The sequence below is a fragment of the Pseudomonas uvaldensis genome (assembly GCF_021271205.1).
Classification (GTDB): Bacteria; Pseudomonadota; Gammaproteobacteria; order Pseudomonadales; family Pseudomonadaceae; genus Aquipseudomonas; species Aquipseudomonas uvaldensis.
Map to the genome: position 1 here is coordinate 572,262 of NZ_JAIWKS010000002.1, position 16,101 is coordinate 588,362.

Genomic DNA, 16,101 nt, shown 5'->3' on the forward strand with positions numbered 1-16,101 from the left:
AGCCCGACGATAATCGGGACGCTCATGACTCAGGCCTTCTGTTCCTGCCTCAGCCGCTTGAGCAACGCTTCGGCGGCGGCTTGCGACGATGCGGGATTCTGCCCGGTGATCAGGTGCCCATCCTCGACCACATAACTCGCCCAGTCCCCGGCCTTGGAATACTCGCCTCCCTTGGCCTTGAGCATGTCTTCCACCAGGAACGGCACCACCTGCGTCAGTCCCACCGCCTCCTCCTCGGAGTTAGTGAACCCGGTCACTTTCTTGCCCTTCACCACGGGCTGGCCATCCGGCGCGTTGACGTTCTTGAACACCCCCGGCGCATGGCAGACCGCCGCGATGGGTTTGTTCGCGGCATAGAAGGCTTCGATGAGGGTCTTGGAGTCGGTGTCCTCGGCCAGGTCCCATAGCGGGCCGTGTCCGCCGGGATAGAACACCGCATCGAAGTCATAGGGGTCGATTTCCCCCAGCGGCACTGTGTTGGCCAATGCTGCCTGGGCCCGAGTGTCCGCGACAAAACGACGGGTTGCATCGGTCTGGGCGTCCTCCTCGCTGCTCTTGGGGTCCAGCGGCGGTTGCCCGCCCTTGGGGGAGGCAATGGTGACCGCAGCGTTGGCGTCGACGAACACATAGTAAGGCGCGGCAAATTCTTCCAGCCAGAAACCGGTTTTCTTGCCGGTGTCGCCCAACTGATCGTGAGATGTAAGGACCATCAGGATTTTCATGTGAACCCAGCCTCCGAGCGTGAACGGGCGAGAGGTTCGCCCTGCATTACTCTCAGAGGCTGTGTCGAGGTAGACGTTCCCGCGTCGTGACCCTTGCCGGATGGATTGCGCCTCATCATGGCCGGATCGGTGTTCTACCAAAGCGCAACGTCATACGTCAGGTAGATGCGATTGCTGTCACGTCCCCGTGAAAAATCCGAGCGGTAGACATAGTTACGCAGCTTCACGCCCAGTCCCTTCAACGTACCTTGCTGCACGACATAAGCGACTTCGGCATCACGTTCCCATTCCTTCACGGTGCTCTGGGACTTGCCATCGTCACCACTGAGGTAGCGGGTGGAAAATGTCAGGCCCGGCACACCGAGACGCGAAAAATCGTAACCATAGCCGAGCATCCAGGTCTTCTCGTCTTCCTCGATAAACTTGCCGATACCCACGTTGCTGAAGGAATAGACCGTGGCGCCGCTGATATACGGCAAGCCGGCCTCGCCGCTGAGCTTCTGATAACCCGCGCTGAACGTATGGCCGACAACGGCGTAGGACAGCAGGCCGCTGAACATGTCGTTATCGATCCTGCCGGCATAGGCCGACCCTGAATCGACACTGTTGAAATAGCGCAGGTCACTGGTCAACAGCCCGGCGCCCAGCGGCAGCTCGTGCTGGATGCCAGCGAAATTCTGCCGATAGAAATTCTCAAGCTCACCGTAGAAATAGCTCAAGCGAATGTTCTTCGTCAGCTTGTAATCGGCGCCGGCGTAGCTGAAGTTGCCGGACTGATCGCCACTGTAACCGTCGGGCACGATTGGCATGCTGTCGCTGGAATCCCTGAGTTTGAACCGCTCTAGATGCCCACCGGTGAGCGCGAGATTGTCGATATCGGTGCTGCTGACTTGCATGCCCTGATAGGTCTGGGGCATCAGCCGCGCATCGTTGTAGATCAATAGCGGGTTCTTGGGCAGCAAGGTGCCATATTTGACCGTGGTCTTGGCCACCCTGGCCTTGGCGGTCATGCCCGCGCTGGCAAACTCATCGGCAGCCCGGCCATCGTCATGTACCGGCAGCAGGCCTGTGCCACTGCGGCCGCGGCCGGAATCGAGCCTGACACCGAGCAGGCCCAGGGCATCGACGCCAAAGCCAACCGTGCCTGGCGTAAAGCCCGATTGGTAATCCAACAGGAACCCTTGGGCCCACTCGGTGCGCTCGCTCTTTGCGGATCTTGCCGCTCGTGCGCTCATTCCGTGCTCGTCGCGAAAGTTTTCATTGAAGTAGACATTGCGCAGTTGCAGCTTGAGCTTGCTGTCGTCGATGAAGCCTTCTGCATTGGCCATGGCCAGCGGCAACAGGCCTAGCATTGGAAATAAAGCCCCACGGGTCAGGACGGTATTCATATCAAGATTCTCGTTGTTGTTATTCGGCGCGCAGGCCGGCGCACCCCTCGGTTGCGAGGCGTGTCAGGCAGAAAATTCAACCAACTGATTTTTCAGGAAAAGAGCGTCAACGCTCCGGTCAGCAAGGCCAGCGCGGTAATCACCAGGGACGTGAGCACGGCCCACTTGACGGTGGCCTTCTGGAAGTCGCCAAGGTCGCGATCGACCATGCCCACCAGCAACAAGGTCGAGGCCACCAGCGGGCTCATCAGATGCACGGGCTGGCCGAGAATCGAGGCCCGTGCGATTTCCACCGGATCAATCCCATAGGCCGCCGCGGCATTCGCCAGGATAGGCACCACGCCAAAGTAGTAGGCATCGTTGGACAGCACGAAAGTCAGCGGCATGCTGGTAATGGCAACCACCAACGGGAACAGGTGCCCCCATGAAGGCGGAATCCAGTCCACCAGGGTCTGCGCCAGCGCATCGACCATTTTCGTTCCGGAGAAGATGCCAGCGAAAATACCGGCCGCAAAGACCAGCAGAACGACGGTCATTGCGTTGCCCGAATGGGCCAGAATGCGCTCCTTCTGAAGGTCCAGTTGGGGATAGTTGATCATCAGCGCCAGGACGAAACCGATCAGGAACAGAATGGCCGAGTGCATGACCCCCATGACCAACGCAACCATGACTGCGATCACCAGCAGCAGATTGACGTAGGCCAATTTCGGGCGCTTGTACGGGGTGTCCTCGATAATTGCCTTGATATAGCAATCCCCACCCCCGCTCTGCAGCTGAACATTGCCAATGCGCTTGCGCTCGGCACGGCCCAGCAGAAACGCCGTGAAAACGACCCACATCGCTCCACCGATCATGGTGGGCAGCAAGGGCACGAAATATTCGCCGGCATCCAGGCCCAGCGCGGCGATCGCGCGGGTTGCCGGGCCGCCCCAGGGCGTCATGCCGCTCATGATGCTCAGGGACAGCATGGCGACCGTCGCCAGGATCATGGGGTTCATGCCGATACGCTTGTACAGCGGCAACATGGCGGCGCAGGTGATCATGTAAGTCGTGGTGCCGTCACCGTCCAGTGCCACCAGCAGCGACAACAAGGCGGTGCCTACGGCGATTTTCATCGGGTCGCCATTGACTCGCTTGAGGATCTTGCGGATCAACGGATCGAATAGCCCGGCATCGATCATCAGCCCGAAAAACAAGATCGCGAACAATAGCAACGCGGCCGAGGGCGCTACCATTTTCAAGCCGTCCAGCATCATTTTGCCGGTGGTCCCGCCGAACCCACCGATGACCGCAAAAACGATGGGCACGAGCGTCAAGGCCACGATCGGCGACAGCCGTTTAGTCATGATCAGGAAGGTAAAGGCCACCACCATGGACAAGCCAAGTAAAGCGAGCATAGGTCGGATCTCTTGTTGTTATCAGTAGTGTTGCCAACACCCAGGCGTACGACTCCCAACCCGCCAGGCAACACGATCCATATGTGCCTGGCAGAATGATTGATGTCGTGACGTCGTGATGTCGAGTTTTGCCAATTGCCCGGCTAGCCGGCCAGTCGGTGGGAAGCCTTGGCGTAGACGAAACCTGAAAAGAGCCGACGTGCGGTGCGCACCACCGAGGCACGGATAGTCTCTCCTTTGTCGCCGACGTAGGACAAAACCACATCGATCCCTCCGCTGGGGTGCTCGATGCGAACCCGCTGCAAGCGTGGCTCGCGGACTCCGCCGAGCAGTTGAGCGGCCACGCTGCCTTCAGTCACACAGGCCGTGGCGATTCCGATGGAGCCCGTAATTGCCAACGCGCGATGACAGTTGTGGGGCATGAAATAGCGCACCTGGAGCGTGCCGCCCGATTTGGCCGGGGCTACCAGCACCGGCTTGGGAATCACCTTGTCGCTGACGTCCCCCAGGCCCATCGCCAGGCCGGCCTTGAGCCGCAGGGATTCCAGGCGCTGCAGAAAGGCTTGATCGGCATCCAGTTCCGCGGGGCTTTCGTCGCCGCGCTTGCCCAGCTGGCCGGCTTCGACGATCACCATGGGCATCGCCATATCGATGCAGGTCACTGCGACACCGTCGATCAAGTCCAGCGCTTGCCCGGTAGGGAACAGTTTCCCCGTCTTGCTGCCGGCGGCATCCAGGAAGGTCAATTGCACCGGCGCGGCAGTGCCCGGCACGCCATCGATGGCCGTGTCGCCTTCATAGCTGACCTTGCCCCCGGGGGTTTGCACCTCGGAAATGACAAAGGTACCGGTATTGAGGTTGCGAATACGCACCTGCGTCAGGTCGCCACCAGCCTTGACCAGGCCCTGCTCGATGGCGAATGGACCTACTGCGCAGAGCATATTCCCGCAGTTGGGAGCCGTATCGACCCGACGTTGAGAAACCATCACCTGGACGAACAAGTAATCCACATCCGCCTCAGGGTGCAGTGAAGGGCTGACGATCGCCACCTTGCTGGTTTGGGGGCTGCCACCCCCGATACCGTCGATTTCCAGCTCATGGCCGGACCCCATCAGATCGAGCAACAACTCATCACGGGCGACGACGGAAGTCGGCAGATCCCAAGCGAGAAACACCGGCCCTTTGGAGGTGCCACCGCGCATCAATACACAAGGAATTCGTTGCATGAACACTAACTCTTGTTGATCAATCTGGATAATTGATGTTCTGGAGGCAAGAGTGGCAGGGTTTCAAAAGTGTTTCCAATGCAAAAATCAGCGAGTTTATTGCGTTTGACGAATGAATTTCCGTAGGATGACGCACACCACACATCGCCTTTCTTGTGGAATTCAATATGGAATATGAGCTTCAAGACATACGGTCTTTCGTTAAAATCGCCGAACTGGGCAGTTTTCACGAAGCCGCCGATGCACTGCACCTGTCGCAGCCGGCGTTGAGCCGGCGGATGAAAAAACTCGAAGAGGGTCTGGGCACGGCACTGCTCGACCGCACGACTCGCAAGGTCAGCTTGACCAGCGTCGGACGCGATTTCCTGCCCAAGGCGCGGCGCTTGCTGGATGATTTCGACGATTCGATTCTCAACATCCGCGAGTTGGCGGAGCGGCAGATCGGTCGAGTGACACTGGCTTGCATTCCCACGGCCGCCTTCTACTTCCTGCCTTCGGTGATCCGCCTCTACAACGAGCGCTATCCGAAAATCCGCATACGCCTGCTCGACCTCAGCGCCAACGAAGGACTGGAAGCGGTACTGCGAGGCGAAGCCGACTTCGGCATCAATATGATGAGCGGACAGCATCCGGACATTGAATTCGTGCCGCTGGTCAATGAACCCTTTGTCCTGGCCTGCCGACGCGACCATGAATTGGCTGGACGCAGCGCCGTTACCTGGTCGGAGTTGAGCGATTATCGGCTGATCGGGGTGGGTCGCCTGAGCGGCAACCGCATGCTGCTCGATCATGCCTTGTCGGGCTTGAGCTGGCGTCCCCAGTGGTTCTACGAGGTACAACACCTGTCTACGTCACTGGGGTTAGTCGAGGCCGGTCTCGGCGTCTCGGCAATGCCCAGCCTGGCGATGCCCGCCGGTGACCATCCGACGCTGGTCAGCGTGCCGCTGATCGAGCCGGTGGTAAACCGATCACTGGGGCTGGTCTATCGACGCGGCGCGTCTTTGTCTCCTGCCGCCGAGAAATTCGTTTCGATTCTGCTGGAGCAGTGGCCGCAATGAAGCCTCGGTCGCGGCTTTCGTGTGCAGATCGAGTCCACGCACCTACCCGGCCAGATATGGCCAAGCGCGCTCACGTTATTCACCCGGCTCGTCCTGATCCACCACAATACTCTTCGCCTCAAGAAAGGCCTCCAGGCCATGAACCCCGAACTCCCGTCCGACGCCGGACTGCTTGACCCCGCCAAATGGGGCAAGCAGCTCCGGCGTGATTCTGTTAATCAATACCGAGCCGGCCTGCAGCCTCGTCGCCAGGTGCCGGGCGCGCTGCGGTTGTCGGGAAAAGACGTAGGCCTGCAGCCCATAGGGGCTGGCGTTGGCGATTTCGATAGCCTGTTCTTGCGAGTCATACGGGATGATCGATAGCACCGGGCCAAAAATTTCCTCCTGCGCGATGTCCATGTCATTGTTGACGTCGGCAAAGACCGTGGGCCTGACGAAATAGCCCGTGTCCAGGCCTATCGGCCGGCCTTCCCCGCCGGCGATCAGCGTGGCGCCTTGCGCCAGTCCGCGGCGGATATAGTGTTGGACACGGTCGAATTGGGCCTTGTTGACCAGCGGCCCGATGACGGTGGCCGGGTTCCGTGGATTGCCCACGACCATTGCCCCGACCAGGTTCTTCACACGGTCGATGATGTGCTTGGCCTGCGTGCGCGGCACCAGCAACCGCGTGCCGGCGACGCAGGCCTGGCCGTTGTTCATGAACGCCGCATTCAATGCCTGCGCAATAGCCGTATCGAGATCGGCGTCGTCGAGCACGATGGACGCCGACTTCCCCGTCAGCGACAGACTCACTCGCTTCATGGTCTCGATACCGGCGCGGGCAATCAGTTTCCCGGTGGCGGTGGAGCCGGTGAATGAAATCTTCGTGACCTGAGGATGGGTGCTGATTTCGTCACCGACATCGCTGCCGCGTCCCAACAGAATGTTGAAAACGCCTTCAGGCAAACCTGCGCGGTGCAACGCCTGGGCGAGCACCCCGGTTTGCAAGGGACTCAACTCGCTCGGTTTGATCACCGAGGCACAACCGGCGGCGATGGCCGAGGCCAGCTTGCTGCATATAGTGCCGGCGGTGCTGTTCCAGGGAGCAAACAGCGCCGATACCCCCACTGGCTCCATTACCACGGTCGCGTCACCGACCGAGCGAAGGAGCTCGTAATGCTCCAGCACCTGCGCCGTATTGGCAAAGGATTGCGAAGCGTAACGGCTGACCCATTGGGCGCGGGCAAGCGGCGCGCCGTACTCCTCGATGGCGGTATCGCGAATTTCATTCGTGCTCGCCAGCACGGCGGCCTGCAACTGTTTGAGCATCTCGATACGCTCGGCTTTGGAGGTGCGGCTCATCGAGGCTTGAGCACGCGAGGCAGCCGCGATGGCACGTCTGGCGTCATCACGATCAGCCAGCGTGACCGTACCGATAACCGCTTCGGTCGCCGGGTTGATGCACTCCACCGTTTCATCCCCGTGAACGGGAACGAAGGCTCCATCAATGTAACTGTGATTGATCTTCCACATCGTGGCGTACCTGACCGATTGCGGGATTCCCCGAAATGAAGCACCAACGCCTGGCAGGCCCAGGCGTCGCCCCGGCTCGATGGCTTTGCCGTGATTCAGCCCGGCATGGACTCACGGCTGAAAGCGTGCACCTCCTGCACCAATCCTTGTGCGGCCATCATCACCAGTTGCCGACCTTTTTCCGCAGACGCTTGCGCCGGATCCGAGCCCATTCGGCCGTCCGGATGACGAGCGCGGAAATCGGCAGCCTCGCGGATAGGGCCCCAATTGGCGATTTTTGGCGAGTACTCAGCCGACTTGATGGCGTGGGGATAGGCCCACTGGGTCACGGCAATTTCCGAAGGCGTTGCATGAATGCCATGACCTTCCGGGAACTGGTCGCGGGCCAGCTCATTGACGCCTTCCAGGTCCCACCAATTACACAGTTTCAAGGCGAAACCTGCCGGGCGACGGGCGAAGCTCGCCTCGGCGTAGAGCTCCGAGAAAGCCGCTTCAATCGAGGCAATGTTGCCGCCATGGCCATTGAGAAAAAATATTTTCTCGAACCCGTGGGCAGCCAAGGAACGTGTCCAGTCACCGATAGCAGCGATGAAGGTCGAGGGCCTGAGCGAGATCGTTCCCGCAAAACCGAGGTGATGCTGCGCCATGCCGGTGTTGAAAGTCGGGGCCACCAGGATGTCCGCTGTCTGCTGCGCCTGGTGGGCGATGATCTCGGGACACATCCAGTCCGTACCCAGTAGCCCGGTCGGCCCATGTTGCTCGTTGGAGCCGATCGGGATGACGACGGTACGGCTGCGTTCGAGAAATTTTTCGATTTCAGCCCAGGTCGATAGATGTAGAAGCATCTGCGTTCTCTCTCTGCAAAAGGTTCCTTGCGGAACGATGGGTATGAAGACCAAAGCACCTGTTCAACCTTCGGTGCACTCAAGGCCGGTTCGCAACGAGCCAGCGGCTTTGTCAAAGATGTTGCGCCGATCCTATGAACAGCAGCAAGAGCAACTATGTTCATGTACTGTTGCTTTATGAGCAACGCCAAGCCCCTGGAGAAACGCCCGATGCGAGAAATCAACCAGCAACGCTTGCGGTATTTTCATGAAGTGTTGACCCACGGATCGATCCGTGGCGCGGCGGACAGCATCAACACGTCCCCTTCGGTGATTACCCGTCAGATTAAATTGCTGGAAGAGGAACTGGGCGCCCGCCTGTTCGAACGTCAGGCCCGCGGCGTCCAGCCCACCGAGGCTGCCGCGCACCTGCTGGAGTTCTGGCGGGGCTATCGATCACATCAGGAAAAGCTCGAAGACCAGCTTCAGGCCATCAAGGGGCTGCAGCTGGGGCACGTGCGGGTAGTCATCAGCGAAGGTTATGTCGACACGTTGGTCGACCATGTACTCGCACCGTTCTGCAAACAGTACCCCAGGCTCGATATCCGGCTGGACATACTGCCCGTGGACGATGTCCTCAACGAGATCGCGGAAAATCGGGCGCATATCGGCTTGGCCTACAACCCTCCTGCTCACGCTCACATCGATGATCGGGCAACATCCCGGCAGCCCGTCATGCTGCTGGTCCGCCCGGACCACCCGCTGGCATTGACAGGAGCGAAGGCCACCGTCGCAGACTTGCTCGACTGCCAACTGGTGCTGACGCCGACGACCTTCGGTATCGGTCACGCGTTGAAGATGCTCGAGTATGCCGAGAAGATCCAGATCCGTCCGGCGCTGGTCAGCAATTCATTGGCCGCCCTCAAGCGCCTGGTCGCTTGCGGTCAGTTTGCTTCGCTGTTGGGCGAGGTGGCGGCCTATCGGGAGATCGCCCAAGGCAGCCTCGCGGCCGTGGCCGTCGATCACCCTCTTTTCCAAGGCGTCGAAGCGAAGCTGCTGGTCAAGTCCGGACGCCCGCTGGCGGCCCCTGCCCAGGAATTGCTGAACTGGATGTTGCAGCGTTTGCCGATGTTCGCCGGCGATACAGGCCAGCCAGACGCTTGAACATCGCTTGTATCTTGACGAGGGCATAAACCAGTCAGTCTTTACCCGGCTGGCGCTCCTGCGCCAATTGCATGCCTGCTTCACCGTTTCGGTGCCCAAAGATGGATTTGTGCTCCAGGTATTCTTCTAACCCGCACACACCCCACTCCCGGCCATTACCGGACCGCTTGTATCCGCCGAACGGTGCGCCATTGTCAGCCTTGCTGCCGTTGAGATGGACCATGCCCGTACGCAGGTGTCGAGCCACGGCGCGAGCACGCTCCAGCGTCCCGGCGCTCACGTAACCCGAAAGTCCGTAGGGACTGTCATTGGCAATAGCGAGGGCTTGCTCTTCACTGTCGTAAGGAATGATCACCAACACAGGGCCGAATATTTCCTCCCTGGCGATGGGCAAGTCGGGTTGGACGTCCGCAAATACCGTCGGCCTGGCGTAGAACCCGGTCGTTATGCCCTCCGGGCGCCCCAGGCCACCGCACACGGGCTGTAGGCCTCGCACCTCGGCCAGGAGCGTTTGGACCCGATCGAACTGCGCCTGATTGGCCAGAGGTCCCATGGCGGTGGTCGGATCGCTGTCGTCAAAGCAGACGTTGGCCGCCACCTCCCGGGCAATCTCTATCGCCCGCGCCTGGATGGTACGAGGCACGAGCATCCGCGTCGGCGCATTGCACGACTGGCCACTGTTGCGAAAACAACTGCTGACCCCATGACGGACTGCCGCTTCAATATCGGCATCGGCAAGAATCAGGTTCGCCGACTTGCCTCCCAGCTCCTGGCACACACGCTTGACGGTATCTGCCGCAGCCTTCGCCACGGCGATCCCTGCGCCGGTGGAACCGGTGAACGAAACCATGTCGATACCAGCATGCCGCGCAATACCATCCCCCAGGGTCGGTCCGTCGCCGTTGACCAAGTTAAATACCCCCTTCGGCACGCCGGCCCGATGAAGAATATCGGCCAGGAGCATGGCCGACAGCGGTGCCTTTTCACTGGGCTTGAGAACCACGGAACACCCCGCTGCCAGCGCCGGCCCCAATTTGCAGGTGAGCTGGTTCAACGGCCAGTTCCAGGGCGTGATCAAGCCGCATACACCGATGGGCTCACGGGTGATCAAGGTGCTGCCATGGAACCGGTCGAACTCATAGGTCGCAAGAACTTCATAAGCCAGCTGCAGGTGGCCCAGGCCCGCCGGCACGTGGGCGCTTCGGGCCAGAGACAGCGGCGCGCCCATCTCCTGATGCACGCACTGCGCCAACGCTTCGCTGTTCTGGCGATACCCATCTATGATCGCCCTGAGCAGTTCCAGTCGCTGTTCGCGAGACCATTGCCCATAACTCTCGAATGCGCGGCGAGCCGCCGCCACGGCGCGGTCAAGATCAGCCGCGGTGCCGAGGCTGATGGTGGCGATGGTGCGCTCGGTGGACGGGTCGATCACCGGCAAGGTGTCGTTACCCTGGGGCCTGACCCAAGCACCCTCGATGTAAAAATCCAGATGATTCATCGGGTCGCCTCCAACGCCTTGGACAAGGTGTCGAACACCCGGTTGATCTGCTCCTCGTCAATGATGAGCGGTGGCGACAGCACGATGTTTTCTCCAGAAGCACGTACCAGCACACCGGCCTCGAAACAGCGCTGGGCCACCTCCGCCGCTCGTGCGCCAGACGCCTCGCTACGAGGATCGAGCTCCACGGCGCAGAGCAGGCCGATAGCGCGTACATCCAGCACCAGCGGGTGGTCACGCAGAGCCAATGCCGCGCTCTGCCAGACCGGTGCGATCTGCTGGACGTGGGCATTGATGCCCTGATCTTCGTGCACATCCAGTGTTGCCAGGCCCGCGGCACATGCCAGCGGGTGGGCGGAATAGGTATAACCATGCATCAGCTCGATAGCCTGCTCCGGCCCTTGCATGAATGCTTCGTACACTGCGCCACTGACGAGCACACCGCCCATGGGCACTGCACCGTTGGTCAGGCCCTTGGCCAGGGTCATCAAGTCCGGTGTCACGCCAAAGGTCTGCGCCGCGAACGATTGGCCGACACGGCCAAAGCCGGTGATAACCTCGTCGAAAATCAGCAGCACACCATGACGGGTACAGATCTCCCGCAACCTTTGCAGGTAGCCCAGGGGTGGCGCGTACACGCCGCCGGAGCCGGTTACCGGCTCGACGATCACTGCTGCCACCGTGGCCGGGTCATGGACTTCCAGCAGTTGCAACAAAGCGTCCGCGTAATGTGCGCCTTGCTCAGGCTGGCCGCGGCTGAAGCGCAAGCCCGCATCGTAAGGTAACGGCAGGTGAGCCACATCACCGAGCAACGGGCCGAAATCGCGCTTCTGCCGACCGAGGCCCGATACCGACAGCCCGCCGAACCCCATGCCATGGTAGCCCTTGGCTCGACCGATCAGCTTGGTGCGCCGACAATCGCCACGCGCCTGGTGATAGGCTCGGGCGATCTTCAACGCGGTATCCACGGCTTCGGAGCCAGAGTTGGTGAAGAACACCTTGTCCAGTCCGGACGGAGCGATCCCGACAAGGCGGTCCGCCAGGGTCAGCGCCGCCGGATGGCTCATCTTGAACGAAGAGACGAAGTCCAGGCGCCCCGCCGCTTCGCGGATCGCTTCGACGATCCGGGGCTGACCGTGGCCTGCGTTGACACACCACAATCCAGCCATGGCATCGAGCACCTCGCGGCCATCGGTCGTGAAGTAATGCATGCCGGCGGCGCGCTCGAACAGCATCGGCTGACGGTTGAATGGGCGCATCGCGGTAAAGGGTGCCCAGAAGGACGATGTCATTGGTTGTGCTCCTTGGAGGGCTGGATTCGCGCGCCAGACAGGGTTGGACGATGCAAAGCGCCGGCGTTGGTGTTCACGCCCCGGTCAAAGCACAAGCTGCCGTTGTGCACCTGGCACCTGACATGGTCGCCGAACGCGGTTTCAACGAAGCGCCAGTCCATCAGCAGCTCGCCTTCGGGGCCCCAGCAAGCCTGGGCGACCACCGGGGCCTGTTCTGGCTGATATTGGTGGTGCAAGTAATTGCCCGTTACGCTGGTGAGCGTCTCGATCGGCCGCTCGAAGCCAGCGCGCACGTGATGCGTGCCACGGTGATCCACCAGGGTGAAATCGCAGTACCCGTTCTGAAAATCGAACCCTATCTCCAGCACGCCATCCTCGTTTGGCTGCATGGCAAAACGACCTTGCAGGGCACTGTTGGGGGGGGGGCTTTTCAGGTCTTGCAGTGTCGGTAGATGCAGGCCTTCGACGAGGGCGTCAAGTTTTGCCTGATCGGCCAGCGGATCGGCCGCATGGCGTCCCAGCGCCGGATACAGGTGCTGCCACAGGGCCGAGTGCAGACGCTTCTCTCCCAGGCGAAGACCGCACGTAAAAACAATCACCGTGTCCTTGTCCGGCAAGACCATGCATTGCTGGCCGAACACCCCGGAAGCGTAATAACCACCACGCTCGGTCATCCACCATTGGTATCCATAGCCTTCACGCTGGGCGCTATTGGGGCTGTTTTTGTCCCGTGGCAGGTACTGCTTGCCGTCAAACTCGCCCATCCAGACGTCCTCGACCTGATTGCGCGTGGCCTCGGCGACCCATTGTTCGGACAGCAGTTGCCGGCCGTACCACTGCCCCTGGTTCAAGTGCAGCACACCGAACTTCAACGAATCCTCGCTGGTGCAGCTCAAGCCATTGCCGCCTGAATTGAAGCCCCCCGGTGCCAGGTCCCAAGTCAACTGATCAACCCCCAGGTGGTCCAGCACGCGCTCCTGAAGAAGCGCATGCACCGTCTGCCCGCTGACCTGAGTGACAATGGCCGACAGCATGAAGCTGGAAGCACTGCTGTAGATGAAGGAATTGCCCGGTGGCTCGTCCACGGGCTCGTTGAGAAAGGCCTCGACCCAGCTGCTTTGCAGGTTGCGCCAGTCGCCGCCAGAGATCCCGCGCTTGTGGCCGGTGCGCATGGTCAGCAGGTCCTCCACGGTCATGGCGGCAAGATTGGCACTGATCGGCTGCGGACAGGATTCGGGGAAAAAGCTGACCACCTTGTCATCGAGCGCAAGGCGGCCATCATCGATCAACAGGCCGACGGCTGTCGCCGTCCAGCTCTTGGTGGCTGAGTGTTGCACATGCATGCGCCGCGCCGAATAAGGGTTCCAGAACGCCTCGACCACCACCGCGCCCTGGCGATAGAGCATGAAGCTGTGCAGCTCCAGACCTGCTTCGGCGACTGCTTGCAGGAAGTCGATAACCCCGGCCGGATCTACGCCCCGCTCATGGGGCAAGGCTCTGGGCAGCGGAATGTACGTCATGATGGATCCTCGATAATGTTTTTGTATTTCAAATAATGCAGATAACGATTTGTTTTCTTCGGCGCTGGTGTATTTGATCCCCCTATAATTCAGTTTCCGGTTATCCTTGCCTCCCCTGCCAAAGGAGCGACCGCACGCCATGCCCCCACTGACCTCGCTGCAGACCAAAGTCGCCGGCCAGATTCTTTCCGCTATCGCCAGCGGCGACCTGCAGCCCGGTATGCACCTCAAGGAAGTGGAGCTGGCTCAGCGCCTGGGGGTGTCGCGCTCGCCGATACGCAGCGCGTTGTCGTACCTGGCCGAACAACAGGCCATCGAGCCATTGCCTCAGCAAGGCTTTCGCGTACCGCTGCAAGCCAACGATGGCTTGGCGCAGCAGGTCGGCAAGTTGCAGAACGAAGAGGACCAGCTGTACACGAGGCTGATTGACGACCGCTTGAACCAGGCGCTGCCCGATCACATTTCCGAGAGCGATCTGCTGCGCCGCTACGGTGTTGGTAAAAGCGTGCTGCGTCGCTGCCTGTTGCGGCTGTCCGACGAAGGTGTGATGCAGCGCAAGCATGGCCATGGCTGGCAATTCCTGCCGACCTTGAACAGTCCGCAGACCCGCTTCGAAAGCTATCGTTTTCGCATGCTGCTCGAACCCGCGGGACTGCTGGAACCTACATTCAAGATCAATCCAGAGCAGTTCCGTCGTTGCCGCGAGCGGCAGATGGAACTGCTGGAAGGCAAGGTGGACGGCCAACGCTTCATCGAATACAACGCCGAGTTTCACGAACTGCTGGCGGCGGCGTCCGGCAACGGCTACATCCTGCAAGCGATCCAGCAACAGAATCACCTGCGGCGCCTGACCGAGTTCCATACGGTCAGTAACATGGAGCGGGTCAGGGTTTCCTGTCGGGAACACCTGGCAATTCTCGACGCCCTGGAACAAGGCGACAATGAATGGGCGTCGACGCTGCTGCATCGACACCTGGATGTGGCCAGCAAGTTGCGAGTGGCGCGCAACAAGGGGTAGCGCAGTACTTCGCTGCCGCAACGCCCTTCTCCGTGAAAGCGTCTCTCCTTGAGGGACGACTGCCGCCAAGCACCACTTGCAAACGTTCATTACCAGAGCGCCACGGTGTAACCGACGATCAGTCGGTTTTCATTCATGTCACGCAGGTAGTTCGCCTTGCTGAACCCGTTTCTCCAGCGTAATGAAACGCCTTTCAACGTGCCCGACTGGACCACATACCCCAGGTCGATATCCCGCTCCCATTCACGCCCCTCCCCCGTAAACCCTTTCACCTCAGCGTCGTCGCCCTTGGCCCAGCGGGTCGAGAACGTCAGGCCAGGAACTCCCAGGGTGGCAAAATCGAAGTCATACCGTGCGTGCCAGACTCGCTCGTTAGTCTGAGAAAAGTTGCTCAGTTGGTATTCGGAGAACAGATACGTATTGGTCCCATCGACGTAGGTGAACGGCGTTTCTCCATACTGCGCCTGATAGCCACCACCGATGCTGTGCCCCTTGAAGCTGTACGCCGCCCGCGTGCTCAACGCCCGGTTATCCACCTTTCCCGCCAGACCGGCGCCGGCCTTGTCCGCGTCGAAGTAACGGATGTCGGTCTTGAGCGTACCGCCCCCTAGCGCGAAGCTGTTTTTCAGGCCCACGTAGTGCTGCTGGTAGATGTCTTCCAACTGAGCGAAGTGATACGTCACGGTCATGTTTGGCGTGAGTTTGTAATCGCCTCCCGCAAAGCGAAACTGATCACTTTTGGCGCTGCTCTTGTAGGCACCGTTCTGGCTGGTCAAACCCATGTCTTGGTATTCGGTGGACTCGCGTTGCCGGGTCTGGTCGATCTGCCCACCGATCAAGGTCAACCCGGCGACGTCCGCCGATGTCACCTGGGTGCCACGGAACGTCTGTGGGAACAGGCGGCTGGTGTTGGGCTGCAGCGTTGGCAAGTCCGGCAACAGGTAGCCACTGCGCAGTTCACTCTTGGCCATGCGCATCTTCGCGGTCACGCCGAGCTTGGAGTATTCGTCATGGGCACGCCTGGAATAGCTCGGCTTACCCGGCGTCGCATCGTTGTCCCGGGACAACAGGCCGGTGCCCGAACGATCAGGACTGGAGTCGAGTTTCAGGCCCAGCATGCCCACCGCGTCGACACCGAAGCCCACCGTGCCCTCGGTAAAGCCCGATTTCAGATTGAGGATGAAACCCTGGGCCCATTCCTCGCGTTTGGATTGCCCGGCATCCTCGCGGTAATCGCGGTTGAAGTAGTAATTCTTCAGTTCCAGATCAGCCTTGCTGTCCTTCAGGAAATCAGCCTGGGCCGTGGCACAGCACAGCCCCCCGCCCATCAGGCCGACGCTCTTCAAGATCAAGTTAAGGTTGTTGTGGTACATCTCTTCGGCTCCTGGCAGTCGTTGTAATGAGTGGTCTTATTGTTTTTCTGGGCACGACATTCCCCCTCGCGCCGGCTTTAAAACCTGCGCGCTCGATGAAACCGAGGTG

General features: G+C 60.3%; 13 protein-coding genes. 3 read left to right on the plus strand and 10 right to left on the minus strand.

Annotation, left to right across the window (positions count from 1 at the left end; all coding sequences use genetic code 11):
- Nucleotides 1-29: 29 nt before the first annotated feature.
- From LCU97_RS05865 to LCU97_RS05880, 4 genes are all read right to left on the minus strand, one after another.
- Nucleotides 30-722 (minus strand): type 1 glutamine amidotransferase domain-containing protein, encoded by a 693-nt coding sequence (locus LCU97_RS05865; protein WP_232775832.1) that lies wholly within the window; start codon nt 720-722, stop codon nt 30-32.
- A 134-nt stretch (nt 723-856) separates the two neighbouring features.
- On the minus strand, nt 857-2,110 hold the full coding sequence (locus LCU97_RS05870; protein WP_053156618.1) for an OprD family porin: 1,254 nt from the start codon (nt 2,108-2,110) through the stop codon (nt 857-859).
- A gap of 92 nt (nt 2,111-2,202) precedes the next feature.
- Nucleotides 2,203-3,507, minus strand: a complete 1,305-nt coding sequence (locus tag LCU97_RS05875; RefSeq protein ID WP_232775833.1) for a CitMHS family transporter — start codon at nt 3,505-3,507, stop codon at nt 2,203-2,205.
- A gap of 143 nt (nt 3,508-3,650) precedes the next feature.
- Nucleotides 3,651-4,733 (minus strand): 4-oxalomesaconate tautomerase, encoded by a 1,083-nt coding sequence (locus LCU97_RS05880; RefSeq protein ID WP_053156625.1) that lies wholly within the window; start codon nt 4,731-4,733, stop codon nt 3,651-3,653.
- 167 nt (nt 4,734-4,900) lie between these two features.
- On the opposite strand from LCU97_RS05880, the gene LCU97_RS05885 reads away from it, so the two are divergent.
- Nucleotides 4,901-5,791, plus strand: coding sequence for a LysR family transcriptional regulator (locus LCU97_RS05885; RefSeq protein WP_024777250.1), 891 nt, complete (start codon nt 4,901-4,903; stop codon nt 5,789-5,791).
- Between the two features lie 75 nt (nt 5,792-5,866).
- Here LCU97_RS05885 and LCU97_RS05890 read toward each other — a convergent pair whose 3' ends face one another.
- Both LCU97_RS05890 and LCU97_RS05895 read right to left on the minus strand, forming a co-directional pair.
- A complete protein-coding gene (locus LCU97_RS05890; protein WP_232775834.1) occupies nt 5,867-7,303 on the minus strand; it encodes an aldehyde dehydrogenase family protein in 1,437 nt (478 codons plus the stop codon).
- 95 nt (nt 7,304-7,398) lie between these two features.
- On the minus strand, nt 7,399-8,148 hold the full coding sequence (locus LCU97_RS05895) for a creatininase family protein (protein ID WP_232775835.1): 750 nt from the start codon (nt 8,146-8,148) through the stop codon (nt 7,399-7,401).
- A gap of 210 nt (nt 8,149-8,358) precedes the next feature.
- Between LCU97_RS05895 and LCU97_RS05900 the strand changes: the two genes are divergently transcribed.
- On the plus strand, nt 8,359-9,291 hold the full coding sequence (locus LCU97_RS05900; RefSeq protein ID WP_053158790.1) for a LysR family transcriptional regulator: 933 nt from the start codon (nt 8,359-8,361) through the stop codon (nt 9,289-9,291).
- Nucleotides 9,292-9,325: 34 nt separating this feature from the next.
- Here LCU97_RS05900 and LCU97_RS05905 read toward each other — a convergent pair whose 3' ends face one another.
- The 3 genes from LCU97_RS05905 to LCU97_RS05915 are packed head-to-tail and all read right to left on the minus strand — an operon-like array spanning nt 9,326 to nt 13,601.
- Nucleotides 9,326-10,789: an aldehyde dehydrogenase family protein gene (locus LCU97_RS05905; RefSeq protein WP_232775836.1), complete on the minus strand. Its 1,464-nt coding sequence runs from the start codon at nt 10,787-10,789 to the stop codon at nt 9,326-9,328.
- Nucleotides 10,786-12,081: an aminotransferase class III-fold pyridoxal phosphate-dependent enzyme gene (locus LCU97_RS05910; RefSeq protein WP_053156638.1), complete on the minus strand. Its 1,296-nt coding sequence runs from the start codon at nt 12,079-12,081 to the stop codon at nt 10,786-10,788. The genes LCU97_RS05905 and LCU97_RS05910 overlap by 4 nt, the downstream gene beginning before the upstream one ends.
- Entirely contained in the window at nt 12,078-13,601 is a 1,524-nt protein-coding gene (locus tag LCU97_RS05915) for a serine hydrolase domain-containing protein (protein WP_232775837.1), read from the minus strand. Before LCU97_RS05915 ends, LCU97_RS05910 begins: the two co-directional genes overlap by 4 nt.
- Before the next feature lie 139 nt (nt 13,602-13,740).
- On the opposite strand from LCU97_RS05915, the gene LCU97_RS05920 reads away from it, so the two are divergent.
- A complete protein-coding gene (locus tag LCU97_RS05920; RefSeq protein ID WP_053156645.1) occupies nt 13,741-14,619 on the plus strand; it encodes a GntR family transcriptional regulator in 879 nt (292 codons plus the stop codon).
- Nucleotides 14,620-14,708: 89 nt separating this feature from the next.
- On the opposite strand, the gene LCU97_RS05925 is transcribed toward LCU97_RS05920, so the two are convergent.
- Nucleotides 14,709-15,992: an OprD family porin gene (locus LCU97_RS05925; protein ID WP_232775838.1), complete on the minus strand. Its 1,284-nt coding sequence runs from the start codon at nt 15,990-15,992 to the stop codon at nt 14,709-14,711.
- Between the last annotated feature and the right edge of the window lie 109 nt (nt 15,993-16,101).

Excerpts from the sequence above, each read along its gene's own strand:
- LCU97_RS05865 (WP_232775832.1), bottom strand. The coding sequence starts at position 722 with ATGAAAATCCTGATGGTCCTTACATCTCACGATCAGTTGGGCGACACC.
- LCU97_RS05870 (WP_053156618.1), bottom strand. The coding sequence starts at position 2,110 with ATGAATACCGTCCTGACCCGTGGGGCTTTATTTCCAATGCTAGGCCTG.
- LCU97_RS05875 (WP_232775833.1), bottom strand. The coding sequence starts at position 3,507 with ATGCTCGCTTTACTTGGCTTGTCCATGGTGGTGGCCTTTACCTTCCTG.
- LCU97_RS05880 (WP_053156625.1), bottom strand. The coding sequence starts at position 4,733 with ATGCAACGAATTCCTTGTGTATTGATGCGCGGTGGCACCTCCAAAGGG.
- LCU97_RS05885 (WP_024777250.1), top strand. The coding sequence starts at position 4,901 with ATGGAATATGAGCTTCAAGACATACGGTCTTTCGTTAAAATCGCCGAA.
- LCU97_RS05890 (WP_232775834.1), bottom strand. The coding sequence starts at position 7,303 with ATGTGGAAGATCAATCACAGTTACATTGATGGAGCCTTCGTTCCCGTT.
- LCU97_RS05895 (WP_232775835.1), bottom strand. The coding sequence starts at position 8,148 with ATGCTTCTACATCTATCGACCTGGGCTGAAATCGAAAAATTTCTCGAA.
- LCU97_RS05900 (WP_053158790.1), top strand. The coding sequence starts at position 8,359 with ATGCGAGAAATCAACCAGCAACGCTTGCGGTATTTTCATGAAGTGTTG.
- LCU97_RS05905 (WP_232775836.1), bottom strand. The coding sequence starts at position 10,789 with ATGAATCATCTGGATTTTTACATCGAGGGTGCTTGGGTCAGGCCCCAG.
- LCU97_RS05910 (WP_053156638.1), bottom strand. The coding sequence starts at position 12,081 with ATGACATCGTCCTTCTGGGCACCCTTTACCGCGATGCGCCCATTCAAC.
- LCU97_RS05915 (WP_232775837.1), bottom strand. The coding sequence starts at position 13,601 with ATGACGTACATTCCGCTGCCCAGAGCCTTGCCCCATGAGCGGGGCGTA.
- LCU97_RS05920 (WP_053156645.1), top strand. The coding sequence starts at position 13,741 with ATGCCCCCACTGACCTCGCTGCAGACCAAAGTCGCCGGCCAGATTCTT.
- LCU97_RS05925 (WP_232775838.1), bottom strand. The coding sequence starts at position 15,992 with ATGTACCACAACAACCTTAACTTGATCTTGAAGAGCGTCGGCCTGATG.